This is a genomic window from Citrobacter sp. LUTT5, assembly GCF_009905315.1.
Lineage (GTDB): Bacteria > Pseudomonadota > Gammaproteobacteria > Enterobacterales > Enterobacteriaceae > Citrobacter > Citrobacter freundii.
The window spans coordinates 3,288,555-3,312,960 of record NZ_CP047606.1; the positions used below are offsets into that span (position 1 = coordinate 3,288,555).

Annotated in this window: 23 protein-coding genes and 1 riboswitch; of the genes, 6 read left to right on the forward strand and 17 right to left on the reverse strand. The window is 54.5% G+C overall.

What is annotated here, in order from left to right; genetic code table 11:
* Positions 1-97: 97 nt before the first annotated feature.
* From GUC46_RS15920 to moaA, 6 genes are all read right to left on the reverse strand, one after another.
* The gene (locus GUC46_RS15920) at positions 98-802 is read right to left on the reverse strand and encodes a Bax inhibitor-1/YccA family protein (RefSeq protein ID WP_003831536.1); all 705 of its coding nucleotides are present in this window, start codon (positions 800-802) and stop codon (positions 98-100) included.
* Positions 803-843: 41 nt separating this feature from the next.
* Positions 844-1,296 (reverse strand): molybdopterin synthase catalytic subunit MoaE, encoded by a 453-nt coding sequence (gene moaE / locus GUC46_RS15925; protein ID WP_032938561.1) that lies wholly within the window; start codon positions 1,294-1,296, stop codon positions 844-846.
* A gap of 1 nt (position 1,297) precedes the next feature.
* Complete coding sequence (gene moaD, locus GUC46_RS15930) at positions 1,298-1,543, reverse strand: molybdopterin synthase sulfur carrier subunit (protein ID WP_032948888.1); 246 nt, start codon at positions 1,541-1,543, stop codon at positions 1,298-1,300.
* The gene (gene moaC / locus GUC46_RS15935) at positions 1,536-2,021 is read right to left on the reverse strand and encodes a cyclic pyranopterin monophosphate synthase MoaC (protein ID WP_003035188.1); all 486 of its coding nucleotides are present in this window, start codon (positions 2,019-2,021) and stop codon (positions 1,536-1,538) included. Before moaC ends, moaD begins: the two co-directional genes overlap by 8 nt.
* Positions 2,022-2,023: 2 nt before the next feature.
* Complete coding sequence (gene moaB, locus GUC46_RS15940; protein WP_003035187.1) at positions 2,024-2,536, reverse strand: molybdenum cofactor biosynthesis protein B; 513 nt, start codon at positions 2,534-2,536, stop codon at positions 2,024-2,026.
* Between the two features lie 19 nt (positions 2,537-2,555).
* Positions 2,556-3,545: a GTP 3',8-cyclase MoaA gene (gene moaA, locus GUC46_RS15945; RefSeq protein WP_032934386.1), complete on the reverse strand. Its 990-nt coding sequence runs from the start codon at positions 3,543-3,545 to the stop codon at positions 2,556-2,558.
* Positions 3,533-3,678: riboswitch (molybdenum cofactor riboswitch) on the reverse strand. Its footprint overlaps the gene before it by 13 nt.
* 329 nt (positions 3,679-4,007) lie before the next feature.
* On the opposite strand from moaA, the gene yvcK reads away from it, so the two are divergent.
* Entirely contained in the window at positions 4,008-4,916 is a 909-nt protein-coding gene (gene yvcK, locus GUC46_RS15950) for a uridine diphosphate-N-acetylglucosamine-binding protein YvcK (protein WP_160180486.1), read from the forward strand.
* 122 nt (positions 4,917-5,038) lie between these two features.
* Here the strand turns inward: yvcK and uvrB are convergent, their stop codons facing one another.
* Positions 5,039-7,060 carry an excinuclease ABC subunit UvrB gene (uvrB, locus tag GUC46_RS15955; RefSeq protein ID WP_003837055.1) on the reverse strand — a complete coding sequence of 674 codons (2,022 nt, stop codon included), beginning with the start codon at positions 7,058-7,060 and terminating at the stop codon, positions 5,039-5,041.
* A 410-nt stretch (positions 7,061-7,470) separates the two neighbouring features.
* Between uvrB and GUC46_RS15960 the strand changes: the two genes are divergently transcribed.
* Both GUC46_RS15960 and GUC46_RS15965 read left to right on the forward strand, forming a co-directional pair.
* Positions 7,471-7,812, forward strand: coding sequence for a hypothetical protein (locus GUC46_RS15960; protein WP_160180488.1), 342 nt, complete (start codon positions 7,471-7,473; stop codon positions 7,810-7,812).
* Between the two features lie 17 nt (positions 7,813-7,829).
* Entirely contained in the window at positions 7,830-8,552 is a 723-nt protein-coding gene (locus GUC46_RS15965; protein ID WP_130714856.1) for an ABC transporter ATP-binding protein, read from the forward strand.
* Here GUC46_RS15965 and bioD read toward each other — a convergent pair.
* From bioD to bioB, 4 genes are read right to left on the reverse strand one after another with little or no spacing between them, the layout of a single operon-like run.
* Positions 8,518-9,216, reverse strand: a complete 699-nt coding sequence (gene bioD / locus GUC46_RS15970; protein WP_032948884.1) for a dethiobiotin synthase — start codon at positions 9,214-9,216, stop codon at positions 8,518-8,520. The two genes, GUC46_RS15965 and bioD, sit on opposite strands and share 35 nt — an antisense overlap.
* On the reverse strand, positions 9,209-9,964 hold the full coding sequence (gene bioC / locus GUC46_RS15975; RefSeq protein WP_003845390.1) for a malonyl-ACP O-methyltransferase BioC: 756 nt from the start codon (positions 9,962-9,964) through the stop codon (positions 9,209-9,211). The genes bioD and bioC overlap by 8 nt, the downstream gene beginning before the upstream one ends.
* Entirely contained in the window at positions 9,948-11,105 is a 1,158-nt protein-coding gene (bioF, locus tag GUC46_RS15980; protein ID WP_121539857.1) for an 8-amino-7-oxononanoate synthase, read from the reverse strand. The genes bioC and bioF overlap by 17 nt, the downstream gene beginning before the upstream one ends.
* Complete coding sequence (bioB, locus tag GUC46_RS15985) at positions 11,102-12,142, reverse strand: biotin synthase BioB (protein WP_003837062.1); 1,041 nt, start codon at positions 12,140-12,142, stop codon at positions 11,102-11,104. Before bioB ends, bioF begins: the two co-directional genes overlap by 4 nt.
* Before the next feature lie 76 nt (positions 12,143-12,218).
* Here bioB and bioA point away from each other — a divergent pair, with 76 nt between their 5' ends.
* A complete protein-coding gene (gene bioA / locus GUC46_RS15990) occupies positions 12,219-13,508 on the forward strand; it encodes an adenosylmethionine--8-amino-7-oxononanoate transaminase (RefSeq protein ID WP_130714857.1) in 1,290 nt (429 codons plus the stop codon).
* Between the two features lie 57 nt (positions 13,509-13,565).
* Positions 13,566-14,042 carry a kinase inhibitor gene (locus GUC46_RS15995; RefSeq protein ID WP_106107497.1) on the forward strand — a complete coding sequence of 159 codons (477 nt, stop codon included), beginning with the start codon at positions 13,566-13,568 and terminating at the stop codon, positions 14,040-14,042.
* A gap of 95 nt (positions 14,043-14,137) precedes the next feature.
* Here the strand turns inward: GUC46_RS15995 and hutH are convergent, their stop codons facing one another.
* The 5 genes from hutH to hutI form a co-directional block, all read right to left on the reverse strand.
* Positions 14,138-15,658 carry a histidine ammonia-lyase gene (hutH, locus tag GUC46_RS16000; RefSeq protein ID WP_003837068.1) on the reverse strand — a complete coding sequence of 507 codons (1,521 nt, stop codon included), beginning with the start codon at positions 15,656-15,658 and terminating at the stop codon, positions 14,138-14,140.
* 1 nt (position 15,659) lies between these two features.
* Positions 15,660-17,345 carry a urocanate hydratase gene (hutU, locus tag GUC46_RS16005; RefSeq protein ID WP_160180490.1) on the reverse strand — a complete coding sequence of 562 codons (1,686 nt, stop codon included), beginning with the start codon at positions 17,343-17,345 and terminating at the stop codon, positions 15,660-15,662.
* A gap of 136 nt (positions 17,346-17,481) precedes the next feature.
* Positions 17,482-18,201 (reverse strand): histidine utilization repressor, encoded by a 720-nt coding sequence (locus tag GUC46_RS16010; protein WP_160180492.1) that lies wholly within the window; start codon positions 18,199-18,201, stop codon positions 17,482-17,484.
* 87 nt (positions 18,202-18,288) lie between these two features.
* On the reverse strand, positions 18,289-19,230 hold the full coding sequence (gene hutG, locus GUC46_RS16015) for a formimidoylglutamase (RefSeq protein WP_160180494.1): 942 nt from the start codon (positions 19,228-19,230) through the stop codon (positions 18,289-18,291).
* Positions 19,227-20,450, reverse strand: coding sequence for an imidazolonepropionase (hutI, locus tag GUC46_RS16020; RefSeq protein WP_032938576.1), 1,224 nt, complete (start codon positions 20,448-20,450; stop codon positions 19,227-19,229). The genes hutG and hutI overlap by 4 nt, the downstream gene beginning before the upstream one ends.
* A 224-nt stretch (positions 20,451-20,674) precedes the next feature.
* Between hutI and GUC46_RS16025 the strand changes: the two genes are divergently transcribed.
* Positions 20,675-21,958, forward strand: a complete 1,284-nt coding sequence (locus tag GUC46_RS16025; protein ID WP_003837077.1) for a putative acyl-CoA thioester hydrolase — start codon at positions 20,675-20,677, stop codon at positions 21,956-21,958.
* A gap of 53 nt (positions 21,959-22,011) precedes the next feature.
* Here GUC46_RS16025 and GUC46_RS16030 read toward each other — a convergent pair whose 3' ends face one another.
* A complete protein-coding gene (locus GUC46_RS16030; RefSeq protein WP_130714861.1) occupies positions 22,012-24,273 on the reverse strand; it encodes a hydratase in 2,262 nt (753 codons plus the stop codon).
* Positions 24,274-24,406: the final 133 nt, after the last annotated feature.

A 24,406-nucleotide genomic window follows, 5' to 3' on the forward strand; every position in this document is an offset into this window, starting at 1 on the left:
TGTATATAGTGCCGGCTGCGGCGTAACGCCTTATCCGGCCTACTTTCGATACCAAGCGGTAGGCCGGATAAGCGAAGCGCCATCCGGCAACAGAGAATTAACGACGATTACCGAAAATACGCAGCAGCATCAGGAACAGGTTGATGAAGTCCAGATACAGCGTTAAGGCCCCAAGAATCGCGTATTTACGCAGATTGGAGCTGTCGCGCAGGTCAATCTGCTCACCGATATTTTTCAACTTCTGCGTGTCATAGGCGGTCAGACCAACAAACACAATCACCCCGATATAGGTCACCGCCCACATCAGCGCTTCGCTCTTCAGCCAAAAGTTAACCAGTGAGGCCAGTACAATACCGATCAGCGCCATAAACAGCATATTGCCGAAGCCGCTCAGATCACGTTTGGTGGTGTAGCCATACAAACTCATGATCCCGAACATCCCTCCGGTAACCACAAAGGTGCTGGCGATAGACGAGTAGGTATAGACGATAAAAATGCTTGATAGCGTCAGCCCGGTTAATGCCGAGTAGAGCATAAACAGCGTGGTCGCCATACCCGCGCTCAGCCTTTGCACCATGCCGGACAGGACGAACACCAGCGCCAGTTGAGCGATGATCAGGCCAAAGAAGGTGATTTTGCTGGAGAAGACAAACATCATCACCGCGGGCGTATTTGCCGCATACCAGGCGATAAACGCCGTCAGCAACAGTCCGCAGGTCATCCAGCCGTACACCTGCGCCATATACGTTTGCAGGCCGGAACGGGCCTGTACAATAGAATCGGATCGTGGGAATCGGTCCATGACAATCTCCTGAATCAGTATGAGCCTACAACAATTGTACTCTACCAGCGTTTTGCTGCTAGCTTATCGCTGTCGCGGGCATCAACCCAGCGCTCACCTTCCGGCGTGGCCTCGCGTTTCCAGAACGGCGCGCGGGTTTTCAGGTAATCCATAATGAACTGCCCGGCATCAAACGCGCTGCTGCGATGCGCACTGGTCACGCCAACAAACACGATTTCGTCACCCGGCCACAGTTCGCCAATGCGATGAATAACCGTCACCCGACCCAGCGGCCAGCGCAAACGCGCTTCGTCGACAATCTCCGCCAGCGCTTTTTCGGTCATTCCCGGATAGTGTTCCAGCGTTAACGCCTTAACGCTGTCACCGAGATTGTGATTGCGCACTTTACCGGTGAAAGTGACTACCGCGCCGTCTTCATCACGCTCTGCCAGCCAGGGATACTCATCCCCGACGCGAAACGGCGCAGGGCCAACAACAATTCGCGTTTCAGTCATTTTAGCCTCCGGTTACGGGCGGGAAGAAAGCGACTTCATCACCCGCGTTAAGAGGATGATCAAAACTGACCAACGTCTGATTTACCGCCGCCAGCAGCTTGCCGTCTTCCAGCGCCAACGCCCAGCGATCGCTTTTTGCCGCAAGATGCTTGCGCAGCGCTTCTACCGTTGCAAACTCGGCGGCAACCTCTAACGCATCGGTGTTTACCAGTTCGCGTACCTGAGCAAAGAAGAGAACCTTAATCATGCGCATCTACCTTAAAATCTCCGGACTTGCCGCCGCTTTTTGCCAGCAGACGCACCGGACCAATCACCATATCCTTTTGCACCGCTTTGCACATATCGTAGATGGTCAACGCCGCCACGGAGGCCGCCGTTAACGCTTCCATTTCAACGCCGGTTTTACCGGTCAGGCGACACAGCGTTTCAATCCGTACGCGGTTGTGCTCCGGTTCAGCGTGAAGATTGACTTCCACCTTACTCAGCATCAGCGGATGGCACAGCGGGATAAGATCCCAGGTACGTTTGGCGGCCTGAATACCCGCAATACGCGCCGTGGCGAATACATCACCTTTATGGTGGCTGCCATCGATAATCATCGCCAGAGTTTCGCTACGCATAGTCACGAATGCTTCAGCACGCGCCTCGCGTACAGTTTCCGCTTTGGCGGAGACATCCACCATATGCGCTTCGCCAGCGGCGTTAATATGAGTCAGTTGCGACATACTTATTTCTTCAAATGTGGGTGGAAATTACACGGACGCGTACGGGCATCAAGCTGCGGCGCAATGATATTTTCCCAGGCGGTACGACACGCTTTGGTCGAACCCGGCATGGCGAAAATCAGCGTTTTATTGGCCACTCCGGCAATCGCGCGGGATTGCAGCGTCGCGGTGCCAATCTCTTCAAACGACAGCATACGGAAGACTTCGCCAAACCCTTCAACTTCTCTGTCAAACAGCGGTTGCAGCGCTTCCGGCGCCTGGTCCCCTTCGGTTAACCCGGTACCGCCGGTAATGAGCACTACCTGTACATCATCACTGGCAATCCAGGCAGAAACCTGGGCGCGGATGGCGTAACGGTTTTCTTTGACAATCGCCTTATCGACAATCTGATGACCCGCTTCTTGCGCCGAGTCACGCAGATAATGGCCGGAGGTGTCATCTTCTTCGCCGCGACGGTTGGAAACAGTAAGAATAGCAATGCGTGTCGGGATAAATTCAGCGCTTACCTGACTCATGAAAAACTCCTTTTAGCGATCAGCCGCCAATGTAAGATAAGTTTTGCGTAATACCGGTATTGTTCTGATGCAGGAAATGGGTCTGCTTTTTCTCCAGCAGCGCGGCTGAAATACGTTCTTCCAGCGCCGGCTGCTGAGCGTCATCTTCCAGCAAATCACGCAGGCTTACGCCGCCTTCACCAAATAAACACAGATGAAGCTTGCCAACAGAGGAAACGCGCAGACGATTACAGGTGGCGCAGAAGTCTTTCTCATAAGGCATGATCAGACCAATTTCACCAACATAATCAGGATGACAGAAAACCTGAGCCGGGCCGTCGCTGCGCTGTCGGATCTGGTGGATCCAGCCGCGACGCAGCAGCTCATCGCGAAGTACCTGTCCGGAGATATGGTGTTTACGGAAGAGAGAGCTGCCCTCGCCCGTTTCCATCAGTTCAATAAAACGCAGTTGGATTGGCCGAGGTTGGATCCACGCAAGGAAGGTGTCCAGTTGATGATGGTTTACGTCGCGCATCAGCACGGTGTTGACTTTCACTTTTTCAAAACCCGCATCAAAGGCGGCGTCAATGCCTGCCATCACCTGTTGAAACTTGTCCTGCCCGGTAATGGCATGAAACTGACGGGCATCCAGGCTGTCGACGCTGACGTTGAGCGCGGTCAGTCCGGCATCGCGCCAGGCAGCAGCATCGCGAGCCAGACGATAACCATTGGTGGTTACCGCAATCTGACGGATGGCGTCGTTTTCGCGCACGGCGGCGATAATGTCAGTAAAGTCGCGACGCAGTGAAGGTTCGCCCCCTGTCAGACGCACTTTTTCCGTTCCCAGACTGGCGAACGCGCGCGTGACACGGCGAATTTCATCAACGGTCAGAAAGCCGTTATTGGTGACCCCACCGGGCTTATAGCCATCCGGCAGGCAGTAGGTGCAACGAAAGTTACACACATCGGTAATCGACAAACGTAAGTAGTAAAACTTACGTGCGAAAGCATCGGTAAGTTGAGAGCCCATGTACACCTTTCCAAATACGGGAGACGTAGTCATTTCTTCCTGCGCCCTGGTGACAAACTTTTTCAAGTCTTGTCACGGCCAAAGCACCGTATCATTTGACCCAGGTGCAGAGGCTAGAGTGTTTATACTCGTCATACTTCGTGTTGCAGATGCGTTGGCTTCCGGCAACTCAAATTATTAAGAGTACTTAGTGGTTATGCCGATACTAGCGTGTAAATGACGCTTTTGCCATGTACACTTTCGCTATATAAATACATACATAACGACATGATCGTGCAATTTCGCTACAGAATAAGCAAAAATCACAGTTTTGCATTGATATACATCATCTTGCCATCAGGTGGATCTCGCCAGAAAGGAGTAGACCGCAGAAAAAAATTACGGCAGATGCCGACTGGATAATTGCTGAAAACACGCTATTTACGTTACTGTAACGCCGATCAATTGATATCAGGAAAATATATGCGCACTCGCACGCTGGCAGATCTGGACCGCGTTGTCGCTCTCGGCGGAGGGCATGGATTAGGACGCGTTCTCTCCTCACTTTCCTCTCTAGGCTCACGCCTGACGGGTATCGTCACCACCACGGATAACGGCGGGTCGACAGGTCGTATTCGTCGCTCTGAAGGAGGGATAGCCTGGGGAGACATGCGTAACTGTCTGAACCAGTTAATAACCCAACCCAGCGTTGCATCAGCCATGTTTGAGTATCGTTTTGGCGGGAATGGCGAACTTTCCGGGCATAACCTCGGAAATCTGATGTTAAAAGCGCTCGATCACCTGAGCGTGCGGCCTCTGGAAGCCATCAATTTAATTCGAAGCCTGTTGAAGGTCGATGCGCATTTAATTCCGATGTCGGAGCTGCCGGTGGATTTGATGGCTATCGACGATCAGGGACATGAAGTTTATGGCGAAGTCAATATCGATCAGCTCACCGTCCCGCCTCAGGAACTGATGCTGTCGCCAAAAGTCCCCACCACGCGGGAGGCGGTTGAGGCTATCGCCGAAGCGGATTTGATTCTGATAGGACCTGGCAGTTTTTACACCAGCCTGATGCCGATTCTGTTACTCGATGAAATGTCACAGGCATTACGTCGCACACCGGCTCCGATGGTCTATATAGGCAATCTTGGGCGCGAATTAAGCCTGCCAGCAGCCAGCCTGACGCTTAGCGATAAGCTGGCCATTATTGAACAGTACGTCGGGAAGAAAGTGATTGATGCGGTGGTTGTGGGGCCGAAAGTGGATGCTTCCGCCGTTACCGACCGCGTTGTAATTCAGGAAGTGCTGGAAGCCAGCGATATTCCATACCGCCATGACCGCCAGCTATTGCATAGTGCGCTGGAGAAAGCGGTGCAGGCGCTAGGCTAAACGGATTTGCCTGATGCGCGGCGCTTATCAGGCCTACAAAACGCTCTGCTCCGGCATCCGACCTACGAACGCGATCTTTGCCGTAGGCCGGATAAGGGGTTTACCCCGCATCCGGCACACTCTTACGATGCTGCGATAAACAACTCGCGCAGTTGATGCAACTGGTCGCGGATCGTCGCTGCCTCTTCAAATTCAAGATTCTGCGCATGCTGCATCATCTGCCCTTCCAGCTCGTGAATCTTCTGCTGCAGCGCTTTTGGCGTCATATCCAGTTCAACAACTTCAGACTTCGCGCCTGCACGTGACTTCCCTTTGCCTTTCGCCTTGGTCTTCGCAATATTCTGACCCAGCGCCAGAATATCGACCACTTTCTTATTCAGGCCCTGCGGCGTAATACCGTGCTCTTCGTTGTAGAGTTGCTGCTTCTCACGACGACGTTCGGTTTCACCAATCGCTTTAGCCATTGAGGCGGTAATTTTATCGCCGTAAAGAATAGCCTTACCGTTGATGTTTCGCGCCGCACGACCGATGGTCTGGATAAGCGAACGTTCAGAACGCAGGAACCCTTCTTTGTCTGCGTCCAGAATCGCCACCAGGGAGACCTCAGGCATGTCCAGACCTTCACGTAACAGGTTGATACCCACCAGCACGTCAAACTCGCCCAGACGCAGGTCACGAATGATTTCCATGCGTTCCACAGTATCGATGTCAGAGTGCAGATAACGCACCCGCTCGCCATGTTCTTCGAGGTATTCTGTGAGGTCTTCTGCCATCCGTTTGGTCAGCGTGGTGACCAGCACACGTTCGTTAATTGCCGCACGGGTGCGGATCTCCGACAGCAGATCGTCAACCTGCGTCGCCACCGGACGCACCTCAATGACCGGATCCAGCAGGCCGGTCGGTCGTACCACCTGATCGACCACTTCATCACCGGATTTCTCCAGCTCATAGTTGCCCGGCGTCGCCGAAACGTAGATAGTTTGCGGAGCCAGCGCCTCGAACTCTTCAAATTTGAGCGGACGGTTATCCAGCGCCGACGGCAGACGGAATCCGTATTCGACCAGGGTTTCTTTACGCGCCCGATCACCGCGATACATGCCGCCAATTTGCGGGATAGTCACGTGGGATTCATCCACCACCAGCAGGCCATCGGCAGGCAGGTAATCAAACAGCGTCGGCGGCGGCTCGCCAGGGCCGCGCCCGGACAGATAGCGGGAGTAGTTTTCAATCCCCGAGCAGTAACCCAGCTCATTCATCATTTCCAAATCGAACTGGGTACGCTGACTTAAGCGCTGTTCTTCCAGCAGTTTGTTATTTGCCAACAGGACTTTACGCCGCTCTGCCAGCTCAACTTTGATTTCTTCCATCGCCTGCACGATACGTTCTCGCGGCGTCACGTAGTGCGTTTTAGGATAGATGGTGTAGCGCGAAATTGTGGATTCGACCTGTCCGGTCAGCGGGTCAAACAGCGATAAACGTTCGACCTCTTCATCAAACAGTTCCACGCGCAGCGCGATGTCATCGGATTCTGCCGGGAAAATGTCGATCACTTCACCGCGCACGCGGAAGGTCCCGCGCTGGAATGCCTGATCGTTGCGGGTATATTGCAGCTCCGCCAGACGACGCAGGATCGCACGCTGGTCGATAATCATCCCCACCGTCAGGTGCAGCATCATTTTCAGGTACAGATCCGGGTCACCCAGACCATAAATCGCGGAAACCGACGCCACGACAACGACATCGCGACGTTCCAGCAGCGCTTTGGTTGCCGACAGGCGCATCTGCTCAATATGTTCGTTGACCGAAGCATCTTTCTCGATGAAGGTGTCAGAACTGGGTACGTAGGCTTCCGGCTGATAATAGTCGTAGTAAGAGACGAAATACTCCACCGCATTATCCGGGAAGAACTCTTTCATCTCACCGTACAGCTGAGCAGCAAGTGTCTTATTGGGGGCCAGCACCATGGTAGGACGCTGCAAGTCCGCAATCACGTTAGCGATGGTGAATGTTTTCCCCGACCCCGTCACCCCCAGTAGCGTCTGATGCGCCAGACCATCCTCCAGACCTTCTTCCAGGCGACGAATCGCCTCAGGCTGATCGCCAGAGGGTTTAAAAGCGGAATTTAGTTTGAACGGTTTACTCATGAGCAGCTACCTGAAGCAATGGGCGGGCAGGTGTGTAATTTTACTCGCAGCAGTATATTTTGCCAGTAAAATATACTGGATGAAAAAACAGTAACGCGCCAGAATATTTCTGTTACCCCAGCAAAATGGCCGTGGCTACAGGCTAAAATTTGTCCGCAGGCAAGATAAAACACCAGCAAAAATGTGTTATCCCCAAACCAATGACTTTTTTAACATTTGTCAAGCTACTCGATGAAAGTTTTGTGGCAACGCATGACACTTCTGCGACAGCCATTGCATTTATCTAACATCCTGTAATCTAATGATTATTATCTCGAGCCGTCTTTCGCATCAATTTAGTCGCAGGCCGCGTCTTCTCTCGCTTACATTGTGTTTTCTAACCCTAATACACAAGGTTATCCACAGGAATAGTGGATAACTGCCTCCAGCCCGTATGGACTGTAGCCTGGCAAAAACGTCCTGATGGTCTTTTCTGGTGGGATAAAAAAAAATTATCGCTATTTTTTGATATTTATCAGCTAACGAAGCGACCTCGGATGGCCGAGATCTTGCTCGCATTTTCATCATTTTCCTGCCTGCACCATCACGACACCACCAGGCACTGCCAATGTGCACAAAACAATGTCAGGAATGCGGTCAGTAAGAATTTACCGCCAGCGCTGCACGCCATCCTGCTGTATTTTTGCCCAATTCCGCTTCTGGCAAGAGATTTGCAGTTTTCTCCCGACCACCAGTCCGCGAGGCGGATATGATCATGAGGGAGAAATCTATGTTGAGTCTTCGTGCAGTGAATCACTATTACGGTAATCAACACTCGCTTTGGAATGTCGATCTCGACCTGTTGCCCGGTAAATGTACCGCCGTGCTGGGTCTTCCAGGGATGGGAAAGACTACGCTTGCCAATTGCATCATCGGCAATTTACCGATTGAGAGCGGAACCATGTTCTGGCATCAGGCTGGCGCACCACCTTGCGATCTGCTTCAGATTCCGGCGGCAAAGCGCATTGCACTAGGTATTAACTGTGTATCACAGGAGCGGCGAATTTTTTCGCAGTTGACGGTAGAGGAAAATCTGCACATTGCGCGCCAGGCGGTTGAGGAAAGCGAAGCAATGAACAGCAGCGATATTTACCGCCTGTTTCCACAGCTGTTTGTACTGCGTCAGGCCAAAGGGGTGGCATTGTCGGAGGAAAATCAGCACCAGCTTGCACTCGCCAGCGCGTTGGTCACTCGCCCGCGTCTGCTGATCCTCGATGAGCCCACACGAGGAACAGGCCAGGCGTATATCCACAAACTGGGGAATCTGATTGTGAGGCTAAGCCAGGAGCTTGGCATCACCATTATGCTCGCGGAGCAGAGCCTGCCGTTCATTCGTCGGGTCGCCGACTGCTATTGCTTGTTACATCGTGGCCGCAACGTGGCTCAAGGGCAAATAACACAATTCAGCGACCCGCTAATCAACGACTGGTGGATGCCAGAGACAAAACGCTAAGATCGATATAACGACCTGTCGATGCTTGCTCCGGCTCTTCTGCCAGCCAGGGAATTTCCCCCAGCAGCGGAGCCGCAAGCGCACGCTTTAGCGTCGCCATATATTCAGCATGACGCTTGCCGGGGGGCGTCACATCATTGGCAACCCATCCGGCGAGCGTCAGCCCAGCCTGCTGCACCGCCTGGGCGGTCAAAATGGCATGATTGATACAACCGAGCTTAACGCCAACCACCAGAATCACCGGCAGTTGTTCCTCTTTTACCCAGTCAGAAAAACTCAGCGTTGGCGAAAGCGGCGTAAACCATCCGCCTGCACCTTCCACCAATACCCAGTCAGCCTGTTCTTCAAGCAAGCGTAAGCCCGCAGACATCACGGAGGCCTGAATGGGGCGCCCTTCGTCAGCACTGATGATATGCGGTGAGGTAGGTTCCGCGAAGGTATACGGATTGATGGCTGCATAATCCACTGCTACAACGCTGTTGCGCTGTAGAGCCAGCGCATCGCTGTTTCGCAGACCTTCATCCGTCATTTCACTGCCTGACGCCACCGGCTTATAGCCGACGGTTCGCAATCCCAACTGTCCCGCCGCCTGAAGCAACGCACAGCTGGCGATAGTTTTACCTACTTCAGTGTCCGTCCCGGTGACAAAATACGTGTTAGTCACGTTGAATCACTCCCAAAAAAAGATGATAGGTCAGCGGATATTTCCCCTGCTGACAGGGCCAGGCGAGCTGTAGCTGACGCAGTTGCGAGCGGGTCAGCACACGCTGCTCGCGTCCATCATGCAAATGCGTCGCGCCAATACCCTTCAACGAGCGCATGGCGCTCAGCGCATCGTCAAACCACAGCGTGACGGCATGAGACTGGTATTCAACGTCCCAGCCGCACAGCGCGTTTTCCAGTTGCTCCACGGGCAAAAAACGGTTGGCATGCTCCCGGTCATCAACTGTTCGCCACGCCTGACGAAGTTCCGGCATCGAACCTTGCGCCAGGGTACTAAACGCCACCGTTCCGCCAGGACGCACCACCCGGTATAGCTCGCTTAACGCACCGCGTAGGTCGCTGCACCACTGCACGGCCAGATTGCTCCAGGCCAGGTCGAAAGTGGCAGCGGCCTGCGGAATGGCTTCGATATCCGCCAGCAGATAGTGATGGGCAACATCGTGCCGCTGCGCTTCAGCCAGCATTTGCGCCGACAGATCCAGCGCGCAGACCTCGCTCCCCTGCTCCCGCCAGTAGCGACTCATACGCCCAGGCCCACAGCCCGCGTCCAAAACCCGTGAGAACGCCCGGCCATCGAGTTGTGCCAGTAACGCATCGGCACTCTGACGTTGCAGCTCTGCGTGTTGCTCATAGTAGGTGGCAGCGCGGCCAAACGCGGCGGCAATCGCCTGTTTATTGACCTGCACCATGCAACACCTCCAGTAGACGATCGATATCCTGCACCTCATGCGCCTGGGTCAAAGTCAGCCGTAATCTGGCCGTACCGGTTGGCACCGTTGGTGGGCGAATTGCCGTTACCCAGCATCCCTGTTGCCGTAACGTCTGTGCCAGTTGCAGGGCTTTATGATTGTCGCCAACGATCAGCGGTTGAATAGCGCTATCTGAATGCGCCAGCGTCAAATCCGTAGTATTCACTCCAGCGCGAAAACGCTGGATCAGCATCGCTAACTTTTCCCTGCGTTCATCGCCTTCACGGCTGCGGATCACCGCCAGCGCGGCGCGTAAGGCTTGCGCCTGCGCCGGAGGCATACTGGTGCTGTAGATCAGATGGCGGGCAAACTGCAACAGATAGTCGGCCACGCTATCAGAACACAGGATCGCCGCACCGCTGACGCCAAACCCTTTGCCAAACGTCACTACGAGCAGCTCAGGTTTCACCTGTTGTCGAGAGCACGAACCGCGCCCTTCCTCACCGCTTACGCCAATCCCATGCGCATCATCCACCAGCAGCCACGCGCCCTGCCGTTTCGCCACCGCGTGGATTTCTGCCAGCGGCGCACTATCGCCATCCATGCTGAATACGCCTTCAGTGACCACCAGCTGCTGCCCCGGACAGGGGGAAGTCAGCAGACGCTCCAGGTGTTGCGGATCGTTATGGGTAAAGCGACGTAAAACAGCAGGGCTAAGGCTGGCGGCCTCCAACAGCGAGGCATGGCTAAGCCTGTCGGCGACAATGCGATCGTCTTTTTCCATCAATGCGGCTATCACTGCCTGATTAGCGGCAAAACCGGAGATGAACAACAGCGCCCGGGAATAGCCGAGCCACTGCGCCAGCTCTTCTTCCAGCGCCTGATGCGCAACGGAATAACCGCTGACATGGCCCGAGCCGCCACTGCCGACGCCAAAACGCTCAGCGCCCTGCTGCCACGCGCAGATAATTTGCGGATGGTGGCTTAAGCCGAGATAGTCGTTGCTGGAGAAATTCAGATACTGACGACCGCCAGCCTGTAACAAGCGACCAGCACCCTGTGTCACTGCATAGCGCCGACGCCACGCATCAGCACGACGACGCGCCGTTAGCGCATCGTCGATTTTTTGCTGCCAGGTCATACGGTTGCCGCGTTGTAGTAATCGTCGGTATCCGGGGTACGCAGCGCCTGCTCCAGACGTTGTTGCTGTTCGTTATCACCCGCCAGTACCGCCGTTTGCTGCGGGTTAAGACCCAGCTTACGGAACAACAATAAATCTTTATCTTCGTTCGGGTTCGGCGTGGTCAGCAGTTTGCAGCCGTAGAAAATCGAGTTGGCCCCGGCCATAAAGCACATTGCCTGGGTTTGTTCGTTCATCTGCTCGCGCCCGGCAGAAAGACGTACGTATGAGGTCGGCATCATGATGCGCGCGACGGCGATAGTACGAATAAAATCAAAAGCATCTACGTCGTCGTTATCGGCAAGCGGCGTGCCCTTCACTTTCACCAGCATGTTGATCGGCACGCTTTCCGGCGGCGTCGGCAGATTCGCTAATTGCAGCAGCAGACCCGCGCGGTCGGTCACCGTTTCACCCAGCCCCACAATCCCGCCGGAGCAAACTTTAATGCCCGCCTCACGCACTTTATCCAGCGTATCCAGGCGCTCCTGATACGAACGGGTGGTAATGATATTGCCGTAAAATTCCGGCGAGGTGTCGAGGTTGTGGTTGTAGTAGTCCAGACCCGCATTGGCCAGGCGCTGGGCCTGAGATTCGTCCAGCGTGCCCAGCGTCATACAGGCTTCCAGCCCCAGTTCTTTCACACCCTGAACCATTTGTTCCAGGTACGGCATATCGCGTTCGTGAGGGTTCTTCCACGCCGCGCCCATGCAAAACCGCGTTGAACCGGCTTGTTTCGCCTTACGTGCAGAGTCCAGAACCTGTTCAACTTCCATCAAACGTTCCGTTTCCAGTCCGGTTTTATAGCGGGAACTTTGCGGGCAGTATTTGCAGTCTTCCGGGCAAGCACCGGTCTTTATCGACAGCAGCGTACTAACTTGTACCTGCCGCGGATCGAAATGCTGACGATGAACCTGCTGCGCTTCAAACAACAGATCCAGCAGCGGTTTTTCAAATAATTCGGTGACTTGCGACATTGTCCAGCGAGAAGAATGAGCCATATTGGTATACGTTTCGTTGTTAGTTTGGTGTAGACTCGTAAACCTAAATCTTTTTAATTTGGTTTACAAGTCGATTATGACAACGGACGATCTTGCGTTTGACCAACGCCATATCTGGCACCCTTACACCTCCATGACCTCCCCGCTGCCGGTTTATCCGGTGACGCGTGCCGAAGGTTGTGAACTGATATTAGCCAGCGGTGAGAAGCTGATTGACGGCATGTCATCCTGGTGGGCGGCAATCCACGGTTACAATCACCCGCAGCTGAATGCCGCGATGAAAACGCAGATTGATGCCATGTCGCACGTGATGTTTGGCGGCATTACCCATGCCCCGGCTATTGCGCTGTGTCGCCAGTTGGTGGCGATGACGCCCGAGGCGCTGGAGTGCGTTTTTCTCGCGGATTCTGGTTCGGTCGCCGTGGAAGTCGCGATGAAAATGGCGCTGCAATACTGGCAGGCCAAAGGTGCATCCCGTCAGCGTTTCCTGACATTTCGTAACGGTTATCACGGCGATACTTTCGGCGCGATGTCGGTCTGCGATCCTGACAACTCGATGCACAGTCTGTGGAAGGGTTATCTGCCTGATAACCTGTTTGCACCCGCTCCGCAAAGTCGGATGGGCGGCGAATGGGACGAACTGGATATGGTGCCTTTTGCCCGTCTGATGGCCGCACATCGCCACGAAATTGCGGCAGTGATCCTTGAACCGATTGTGCAAGGCGCTGGCGGCATGCGCATGTACCATCCTGAGTGGTTAAAGCGCATCCGTAAGATGTGTGACCGGGAAGGCATTTTGCTGATTGCCGATGAAATCGCCACCGGATTTGGTCGCACGGGCAAGCTGTTTGCCTGTGAGCATGCCGATATCACTCCGGACATTTTGTGCCTTGGAAAAGCGTTAACCGGCGGAACGATGACCCTTTCCGCCACCCTAACCACGCGCCTGGTTGCGGAAACCATCAGTAACGGTGAAGCCGGATGTTTTATGCACGGCCCGACTTTCATGGGTAATCCACTGGCCTGCGTCGTCGCCTCTGCCAGCCTGTCGCTGCTCGAAACCGGCGAATGGCGCTCGCAGGTCGCGGCCATTGAAGCGCAGTTGCGTGAAGAACTCGCCCCGGCGGCAGATTCCCGTTGGGTCGCCGACGTGCGCGTACTTGGTGCCATCGGCGTGATAGAAACCACGCATCCGGTGAATATGGCCGCGTTACAGAAGTTCTTTGTCGAACAGGGCGTGTGGGTAAGACCGTTTGGTAAGCTCATTTATCTGATGCCGCCGTACATCATCAAGCCCGAACAACTGCGCAGCCTGACGCAGGCCGTCAACGAGGCTGTGCGCAATGCAACATTTTTTAGCGATTAATCGGCGGTAAGCTCTACGGTTTCTGGCTACACTTTTTGGCTAACGAGAGGAGTCAGCATGAAACTAATCAGTAACGATCTGCGCGATGGCGAAAAGCTTCCTCATCGCCACGTCTTTAACGGCATGGGATATGACGGGGATAATATTTCCCCGCATCTGGCATGGGATGATGTGCCCGCCGGGACTAAAAGCTTTGTCGTGACCTGTTACGATCCTGATGCGCCAACCGGCTCCGGCTGGTGGCACTGGGTGGTGGTTAACCTGCCTGCAGGTACCCGGGTTTTACCACAAGGTTACGGCTCGGGGCTGGTTGCGTTGCCGGAAGGCGTGCTGCAAACACGCACGGATTTTGGTAAAGCCGGTTATGGTGGCGCTGCGCCGCCGAAGGGGGAAAACCACCGCTATATCTTTACGGTTCACGCACTGGATGTGGAGCGTATTGATGTCGATGAGGACGCCAGCGGCGCGATGGTTGGATTTAACGTCCATTTCCACTCGCTCGCCAGCGCTTCTGTTACCGCAATATTTAGCTAAGTTCTGTTGTGCCGGATGTCGGCTTAGCCTCATCCGGCCTACAAAGCAGACCGTAAGCCTGATAAGACGCGTCAGCGTCGTCATCAGGCAATTTTCTACAGAAATTCAGGCAGCAATTTCAGCAACGTTCCTTGCGCTAACAGTTCGGTCGCGCACTCGATATCCGGGGCGAAAAAGCGATCCTGCGTGTAATGAGCAACCTGCTCGCGTAAAGCCTGGCGCGCCTGCTCCAGCAGCGGGCTTGAGGTTAACCCTTCGCGCAGGTCAATCCCCTGACACGCCGCCAGCCACTCTACGGCAATCACGCCGCGCGTATTTGCTGCCATCTCCCACAGTCTGCGCCCCGCCGCCGGAGCCATAGATACGTGATCTTCCTGGTTGGCGGACGTCGGTAAACTGTCTACGCTATGCGGATGCGCCAGCGCTTTGTTCTCACTCGCCAGCGCGGCAGCCGTGACTTGAGCAATCATAAAGCCGGAGTTCACCCCACCGTTTTTCACCAAAAACGGCGGCAGTTGCGACATGTGTTTATCCATCATTAACGCAATGCGTCGCTCCGATAACGAGCCGATTTCCGCAATCGCCAGCGCCAGATTATCTGCTGCCATCGCCACCGGTTCAGCATGGAAGTTGCCGCCAGAAATGACATCCCCCTCTTCGGCAAATACCAGCGGGTTGTCGGAAACCGCATTGGCTTCCACCAGCAGAACATCCATCACCTGGCGCATTTGCGTCAGACATGCCCCCATCACCTGTGGCTGACAGCGCAGAGAATACGGATCCTGCACTTTCTCACAGTTATGATGCGACTGCGAAAGCGCGCTGGTGTCGGTCAATACGTGACGATACAGCGTTGCGGCATCAATCTGCCCACGCTGCCCTCGCGCGGCGTGAATACGGGCATCAAACGGACGACGGGAACCCAGCACGGCTTCGGTGGTCAGCGCCCCGCACACCGTTGCAGACGCAAACAGTTCCTGAGCTTCAATTAGCCCACGCAGCGCAAAGGCCGTCGAAGCCTGGGTACCGTTGAGCAACGCCAGCCCTTCTTTTGCCTCCAGCGTTATCGGCTCCAGCCCGGCCTTTTTCAGCGCTTCGGTCGCCGGGAGCCATTCCCCCTGCCAGCGCGCCTTCCCTTCTCCCAACAGCGTCAAAGACATATGCGCCAGCGGCGCCAGGTCACCCGATGCCCCCACGGAGCCTTTCGCCGGGATCAGCGGATACACCTCGGCATTAACCAGCGCAATCAGCGCTTCAATCACGCTCAGGCGAATACCGGAAAAACCGCGCGCCAGGCTGTTGATTTTCAGCACCATAATCAGACGCACCATCGCGTCGTCCAGCGCCTCACCGACACCTGCCGCATGGGAAAGCACCAGCGAACGCTGCAAATTCTGCAAATCTTCCGTGGCGATACGGGTCTGGGCCAGCAGGCCAAAGCCGGTATTAATGCCATACGCCGTACGGCCTTCAGCGACAATATTATTGACGCAGGCGACGCTGGCGTTAATAGCATCGATCGCCCCGGCATCCAGACTCAGTTTGACCGGCTGCTGCCAGATTTCACGTAGCTGGATAAAACTCAGATGGCCCGGCGTGAGTGTCATGGTGTTCATATCAGTGTTTCTCCTGCGTCGCGGCAACCATCGGCAAATTCAGCCCTTCTTCGACGGCGCATTCCACCGCAATGTCATATCCGGCGTCGGCGTGACGCATCACCCCGGTCGCCGGATCGTTATGTAAGACCCGGGCGATACGCGCCGCGGCTTCATCGGTGCCATCGCAAACAATCACCATCCCGGCATGCTGAGAGAAGCCCATACCGACCCCGCCACCGTGATGCAGCGACACCCAGGTCGCGCCGCTGGCGGTGTTAAGCAGCGCGTTCAGCAGCGGCCAGTCGGATACGGCGTCTGAGCCGTCGCGCATAGCTTCAGTTTCGCGGTTCGGGCTGGCAACAGAACCTGAGTCCAGATGGTCACGGCCAATAACAATCGGCGCGGATACTTCACCGCTGCGCACCATTTCATTAAACGCCAGCCCTAGTTTCTGACGCCACTCCAGGCCGACCCAGCAGATACGCGCCGGTAAACCCTGGAAATTAATCCGCTCACGCGCCATATCCAGCCAGTGATGAAGGTGCTTATCATCTGCCACGATCTCTTTCACTTTGGCATCTGTTTTATAAATATCCTGCGGATCGCCGGACAGCGCCACCCAACGGAACGGGCCAATGCCGCGACAGAACAACGGTCGAATATAAGCAGGTACGAAGCCGGGGAAATCAAAGGCATTTTCCACACCCATCTCTTTGGCCATCTGGCGAATGTTGTTGCCGTAATCAAACGTTGGCACGCCCATTTTGCTAAACGCCAGCATCGCCTCAACGTGCGTTGCCATTGAACGTTTCGCCGCCTGCACCGTGCCCTGCGGATCGGACACCGCTTTTGCCTGATACTCTTCCCAGCTCCAGCCAGACGGCAGATAACCATGCAGCGGATCGTGGGCGCTGGTCTGGTCGGTGACCATATCCGGGCGCACACCGCGCTTCACCAGTTCCGGCACAACGTCGGCGGCGTTCGCACACAGCGCAATGGAGACCGCTTTACCCTCGCGAGTGTATTTGTCGAGACGCGCCAGCGCATCGTCAAGCGATGTCGCCTGCTCGTCCACGTAACGGGTACGCAGACGGAAATCGATTCGGCTTTGCTGGCATTCAATGTTCAGCGAACACGCCCCCGCAAGCGTAGCGGCTAACGGCTGCGCCCCGCCCATGCCGCCCAGTCCGGCGGTCAATACCCAGCGCCCGCTCAGGTTACCCTGATAATGCTGACGCCCGGCCTCAACGAAGGTTTCATAAGTCCCCTGCACGATCCCCTGGCTGCCGATGTAGATCCAGCTCCCGGCGGTCATCTGGCCGTACATCGCCAGCCCTTTGGCGTCCAGTTCGTTGAAATGTTCCCAGGTAGCCCAATGTGGCACCAGGTTGGAGTTGGCAATCAGCACGCGCGGTGCGTTGTCGTGAGTTTTGAATACGCCTACCGGTTTTCCGGACTGGACCAGCAGCGTCTCATCGGTCTCCAGTTTGGTCAGCGCGTTGACGATGGCGTCATAGCATTCCCAGTCCCGTGCGGCGCGGCCAATCCCGCCGTAAACCACCAGCTCATGTGGATTTTCCGCCACATCGGGATCCAGATTATTCATTAACATGCGCAGCGGCGCTTCGGTCAGCCAGCTTTTGGCCGTTAAGGTGGTGCCGCGTGGGGCACGAATATCCTGCTGACGATATTTGCTATGGGACATGACAGAAAACTCCTCGCGAACGTCGGATAGATAAGTAACATATACTTGTCTATACAAGTCACCGCAAGGATGATTTTAACAATTAAGATACATTTTTATTATATTGCGTCAGCAATCACGGTTTTCATCTCCTGTATCAGGACATAAACCGCCCTTGCAGTCGATAGCGGGAACCAGGGAACAGCAAACGGGCATGAGAGACAATGGATGACGCGGACCAGGTCTTGCGGCGGATCAGCAGGCAGGGATCGTGTTCTTTGATGTTCAGCAGCGCGCACTCTTCGGCGCTGGCGCGAACGGCCTCAACAATATGCTCACCTTCGGTCAAGGGGGCTATCAGTGAAAGGTATGCGTGCGGCGTGGTCTGGCTGTAATCCTGCCCCAGATACTCCGGCACAATTTCGGCATTCACGCAGCGATCTTCAATCTGTACCGGCAGATCGTTCTCGTAGTGCACCATGACAGAGTGAAAAATAGAGGTGCCTTCTTTGACGTTTAATACCAAAGCCTGCTGCGCGTTTGCCCGGGTTCTTTCCAGCGTCAGCACTTCGCACCGGTGCTGATGCTGACGGGCGTTGATTTCATCCGCGATGCTGCGAATTTCAAACAGCGCGGACTGACCTTTTGGCTCGGCGACAAACGTCCCCACACCCTGCAAACGCACCAGTACACCTTCATCCGTTAACTCGCGCAGCGCCCGGTTGATGGTCATGCGGCTGAAACCATACTGCGCCACCAGTTCTGCCTCAGACGGAATGCGATCGTGAGGCTGCCAGATACCGCTGGCAATTTTTTCGCTGATCTCCTGTTTGACCTTTTCGTAAAAAGGAGCCGGAGCAGAACGGGATGGGAGCATGCGTGAGCCTTCCTTAAGCTGAAAATGTGAGTGGGTACAGTTTACAGGCATTACCCGAACCTGATAAGCGCAACGCCATCAGGTATGTCAGTGCCACCAGTGGGCGATTTGCCAGCCTAATCGCGCCGCAACCCGCGCCGCCCGGCCATCATCGTCAAAGCGTGGATTAAATTCAACCATATCCACCGCCTGTAGTTTACCGCTACGACACAGAGGCTCAATCAGTCTCAGCAGCGTCGCCAACGGTACGCCAAGCGCGGCGGGGGCCGACACACCGGGCATTTCCCACACCGGCAGCACGTCGAGGTCGATTGTCAGATAGATGACATCCAGATTGGCAATGAACTGCGCTAACCGCGCCTGCGCCGTATCACAATGCAGATCCTCCACTACGGTCACACCGAGCCGCTGGGCCTCATCCCAAAGCGCCTGGGTGTTTGCCGCCCGGCTGACGCCGATACAGGCATAGTGAAATTCACGCTGTTGTTCATCGCAAAGCTGCGCCAGCTGGCGAAACGGCGTACCGGATGTAGCCTGCCCGGCATGGCGCAAATCGAGATGCGCATCGAAGTTGACTATCCCCACTTTCGCCTGCGGGAACGCGTCCAGCACACCTGCGCCATGGGCATATGCGGTTTCGTGTCCGCCCCCCAGAACATAGGTGCGCATATTTTCCTGCTGGCAACGCTGTACCGCATTCCGTAGCGCCTGCTGCGCGCCCTCAAGATCGGGGGCCTGCGCCACAATATTGCCCAGATCCACCAGTCGATGATGCCCATTGTGACTGGCTAAATTCGCCAGCGCCTTGCGCAGCACATCGGGCGCTCCGGCAGCTCCCGTGCGCCCCTGATTACGTTTAACACCTTCGTCGCAGGCAAACCCGAGCAACGCTATCTGCTCGCGATACATTTCTGGGCTAAACGTCGGGCTCTGGGTGATAGTCTGAAACAGGCGCAGCGCATTCGGCGATTCGGCCCGGTCATCACGTCCCTGCCATAGCGCAGGTGAAGCAGGTTGCCAGTGAGTCATGCTATTTGTCCTTTGAATACGCGTTGGTAGAGCGGGTTGCGTCCTGGTTCATACAGGATCTCAACAGGAAGTGTGGCATCCCACACCACAAAATCGGCCACAAACCCGGCCTTCAATTGACCGTGGGTGTCGTGACGCCCCAGCGCCCGGGCCGCATGACGGGTTACGCCCGCCCATGCTTCTTCCGGCGTTAAGCCAAACTGAACGCAGGCCATATTCATCGCCCAGTGCAGGCTGATAAACGGGCTGGTACCGGGGTTAAAATCTGTCGCTACCGCCATCGGTACCTGATATTGACGCAGCAACGCTACCGGTGGGCGCTGCTGCTCTTTGAGGAAATAGAATGCGCCGGGCAGCAGCACGCCGACCGTACCGCTTTGGCTCATTGCCGCCACGCCCGCTTCATCGAGGTATTCAATATGATCGGCGGATAGCCCGTGGTAGCGGCTTACCAACTGTGCGCCGCCAAGCAATGACAGTTGTTCGACATGGCCTTTAATCGGGATGCCCAGCGCCTGCGCAGCCTGAAACACCCGCTCACTCTGCGCCAACGAAAAACCAACGCTTTCACAGAACAGATCAACGGTCTCAAACAGCCCTTGTTCCCACAGCTGCGGCAAAATGGTCTCGCACACCAGCGTAATATAGCCGTCAGGATCATCCCTGAATTCCGTTGGCGTCGCATGCGCAGCCAACAGCGTCGGGCTGATTTCAACGATATTCTCTGCCGCCAGCGCTGCCACCACGCGCAATATTTTCTCTTCTGTCGGCAAATCCAGGCCGTAGCCGGATTTTATTTCCAACAGCGTAACACCTTCTTTGATCAGCTGTTCCATCCGCTGATGGGCTACGTGTAAGAGTTGTTCATCCGTGGCGCTGCGGGTCGCCGATACGGTGGCATTGATCCCCCCACCCTGAGCGCTTATCTGCTGGTAGGAGACACCATTTAACCGCTGCTCCCATTCACCTGCGCGGTTTCCGCCAAAGACGAGATGCGTATGGCAATCAATCAGGCCAGGCGTAATCAGCCGGCCCTGCATATCAAAAGTATTGTCATGTGTGAGATATAACGATGATTCCGGGACGATATCGCGAATCTTGCCCTGGCGGACGATCAGCGCATGACCATCCACCAGCCCATATGGGGTACCACGTTCAGGATCCATAGTCGCCAGACGAACATTGCGCCAGATAACATCATCAGGGAAGAATTGCTGCATTCGACTCACCACTTGTCATAGGTTGTATAGACATTTATTTTTGATTATAGGGATGTTGTCAACCTGAAGAGCCATAATTGTTATCTATTTGTGATATAAAGACTCTCCGCGCCAGACATTGCTGCGATAAAAAACAACTTTTTACCTTTTCGCCTTCCCGTTTCGCTCAACTTAGTATAAAAAAGCAGGCTTTAATGGATAACTTTCAAAGCCCGGAGCAACCTGTGAATATATCATCAGTTTCCCGTCTGGCGCTGGCAATGGCTTTTGGCGTGACGCTGACCGCCTGTAGCTCTACGCCGCCCGATCAAATTCCTTCCGATCAGACCGCGCCAGGTACCTCTTCGCGCCCGATCTTGTCGGCCAATGAAGCGAAAAACTTCGTTGCTGCGCACTATTTTTCCGCGCTGACGCCAAACACCGCGCCATGGAGCCCTTCTTCAATTTCTCTGCCTGCACAACCTGACTTCGTCGTTGGCCCGGCAGGCACTCAGGGCGTAACCCATACCAGCATTCAGGCTGCGGTGGATGCGGCAATTATCAAACGTACGAACAAACGTCAGTACATCGCGATTATGCCGGGCGAGTATCAGGGCACGGTATACATCCCGGCAGCAACGGGTAGCCTGACGCTGTACGGTATGGGCGAAAAACCGCTGGATGTAAAAATTGGCCAGGCCATTGACGGTGACATGAGCACCGCAGACTGGCGTCGTACGGTGAACCCAGGCGGTAAATATATGCCGGGTAAACCTGCGTGGTATATGTTTGATAATTGCCAGAACAAACGTGGCACAAATATTGGTGTGATGTGTTCTGCCGTCGTCTGGTCGCAAAACAACGGTCTGCAATTGCAGAACCTGACCATCGAAAACAACCTGGGTGATAGCGTTGATGCAGGCAACCACCCGGCCGTTGCGCTGCGTACCGATGGTGATAAAGTGCAGATCAACAAGGTCAATATTCTGGGTCGTCAGAATACGTTCTTTGTAACCAACAGCGGCGTACAAAACCGTCTGGAAAACGATCGTCAGCCTCGCACGCTGGTAACCAACAGCTACATTGAAGGTGATGTGGATATCGTTTCTGGTCGTGGCGCAGTGGTGTTCGAGAACACCGATTTCCGTGTTGTGAATTCCCGTACGCAGCAGGAAGGTTACGTGTTCGCACCGGCTACTCTGTCAAACATCTACTACGGTTTCCTGGCGATTAATAGCCGCTTCACGGCAAGCGGCGATGGCGTGGCGCAGTTAGGCCGATCGCTGGATGTCGATTCCAACACTAACGGTCAGGTCGTTATCCGTGACAGCGTGATTAACGAAGGCTTTAACATGGCAAAACCATGGGCTGACAGCGTTATCGCAAAACGCCCGTTTGCCGGTAATACCGGTGCGGAAGATGACAAAGGTGAAATCCAGCGCAACCTGAACGACACCAACTTCAACCGCATGTGGGAATACAACAACCGCGGTATCGGTAGCAAAGTGGTTGCCGAGCCGAAGCAGTAATCCCAGAGAAAAAAAAGGTCGCCATATTTACGCTGGCGACCTTTTTTATGGCGTTACACCAAACGCGATTTATTAAAGTTAATCAAACTCCCCGCTTTAATAATCTCACGCTCCTCGGCGGTCAGGCTTTCCATATACAAGCTGATTTCACTCATCGCGCCATCAGCATGAAGAACGTACGCTTTTATCTCGCCACTGCACTCATCCAGCGCACGGCGAATACCGGGAATATAGATATAGTCCCCGACTTCAAAAGAGGGTTTCTCAGCCATTTGTAGCGGTAACATTCCCCAGTTAATGACATTGGAACGGTAACGCTTGGTAGCATATTCCTCGGCGATGTTTGCCAGCCCACCGATCACTCGCTGACAGCTTGCCGCCTGCTCGCGCGCAGAACCATCACCAGGCTTGACGGCATAAATCATGCTGCCAATCTCAGTCTCCAGTGGTCGCGTGTTTTCCTGACCGGTAATCTGCTGGATGCGTGCGAAAACGGACGCCAGTTCGCTAACGTCACCCGCCTGACGTTGTTTTTCCCGTTCAGCGACCGCCTTGCTTCTGCCAACATAGCCGGGATCGCGTCGGGAAAGGGTAAATTCCGCCAGCCCCAAAGGATTGGAACGATACGAAGAGGTTTCTCCGGACGGGATAAGCTCATCCGTCGTTGTCACATCATCAAGTATTTTTGAGGCCACTTTCAGCAGAATATTTTCTGTTAACGCGCCCAGTTCCGGCCAGTCTTTAATATTCGGGCCGTAAATGAGCGGCTGTTGCGTGGCCCCTTTAACAAACCCCTGGTATACGCGGCTCTTATATGGCGCAGGATTAAACGCATAGTCAGGTACAGCCTCCCAGCAGTCCAGATCCGTCGCGGCAGTGAGGAATCCTCCATTTGCTGCCGTAGCCGCAATTGATCGCGCATCCATCAGCGCAACGGCTGACATTTGACCATTGCCCGGTTTCGAGCCTTCACGGTTAGGGAAGTTGCGCGTGGTATGGCGGATGCTAAGAGCATTGTTGATTGGCGTATCGCCCGCACCAAAGCATGGTCCACAGAATGCGGTTCTGATGACGGCCCCCGCTCCCAGTAAATCCGCAACGACACCTTTCTGCGCTAAATCCATAAACACCGGCTGTGACGAGGGGTAGACAGCCAGCGAGAAAGCATCATTACCGCAGGATTGACCACGTAATGCCTGCGCCGCAGCAATCACGTTTTCAAAGTTGCCGCCCGAGCATCCAGCAATGATCCCCTGCTGTACTTTTAAGCGTCCGTTCTCCACTTTATCCAACAACGAGAGGCTGGCTTTACCTTGCGCGATTCGCGAAGATTCAACTTCAATCTCCCGGAGAATATCCGTCAGATTTTCATTGAGTGTAGCAATCTCATAGACATTACTTGGATGGAATGGCAGCGCAATCATCGGCTTAACCGCACTCAAATCAACATGAATACACCCATCGTACCAGGCCATCGGCTGCGGGTTGAGCGGGCGATAATCCTGTTCGCGACCATGTAATGCCAGCCAACTGCGAGTTTCATCATCCGTTTGCCAGACAGAGCTCAGGCAGGTGGTTTCGGTGGTCATTACATCAACGCTGTTGCGAAAATCCGTTGAGAGATGGCGAATGCCAGGGCCGACAAACTCCATGACCTTATTTTTGACGTAGCCATTTTTAAACACTGCGCCAATGATAGCCAAAGCCACATCCTGCGGGCCGATGCCCGCAACAGGCTTGCCGGTCAGATAAACGGCAACAACGCCAGGATAATCAATATCCCAGGTATCGTTTAACAGCTGCTTGACCAGCTCACCGCCCCCTTCTCCTACCGCCATCGTGCCTAATGCGCCGTAACGCGTGTGGCTGTCTGAGCCGAGGATCATTTTGCCGCCCCCGGCCATCATTTCACGCATGTACTGATGGATGACAGCAATATGTGGCGGCACAAAGATTCCGCCGTAACGCTGTGCCGCAGACAGACCAAACATATGATCGTCACCGTTAATGGTTCCCCCTACCGCGCATAATGAGTTATGGCAGTTCGTCAGAACGTACGGTAAAGGAAAGCGCTCCATTCCTGATGCTTTAGCGGTCTGAATAATACCGACAAAGGTAATATCGTGTGATGCTAATGAATCAAACTTAATTTTTAGCTTATTCATGTCACCGGACGTATTATGCGCTGAGAGAATCGACCACGCGATAGTTCCTTTTTTCGCATCTTCTTTACAGATTGGTTCAGACACCTCATCCTCAGCGATAATTTCATTATTACCGGAGAGGTAAATCCCTTTCTCATATAATTTAATCATTAGATACTCCACATTGCTGTGCTCCAACCAGAGCACAGACAACCAATGAACGATGTAATTTATACCCTAAATAATTCGAGTTGCAGGAAGGCGGCAAGGGAGCGAATCCCCAAGAGCTTACTCCAGTAAGTGA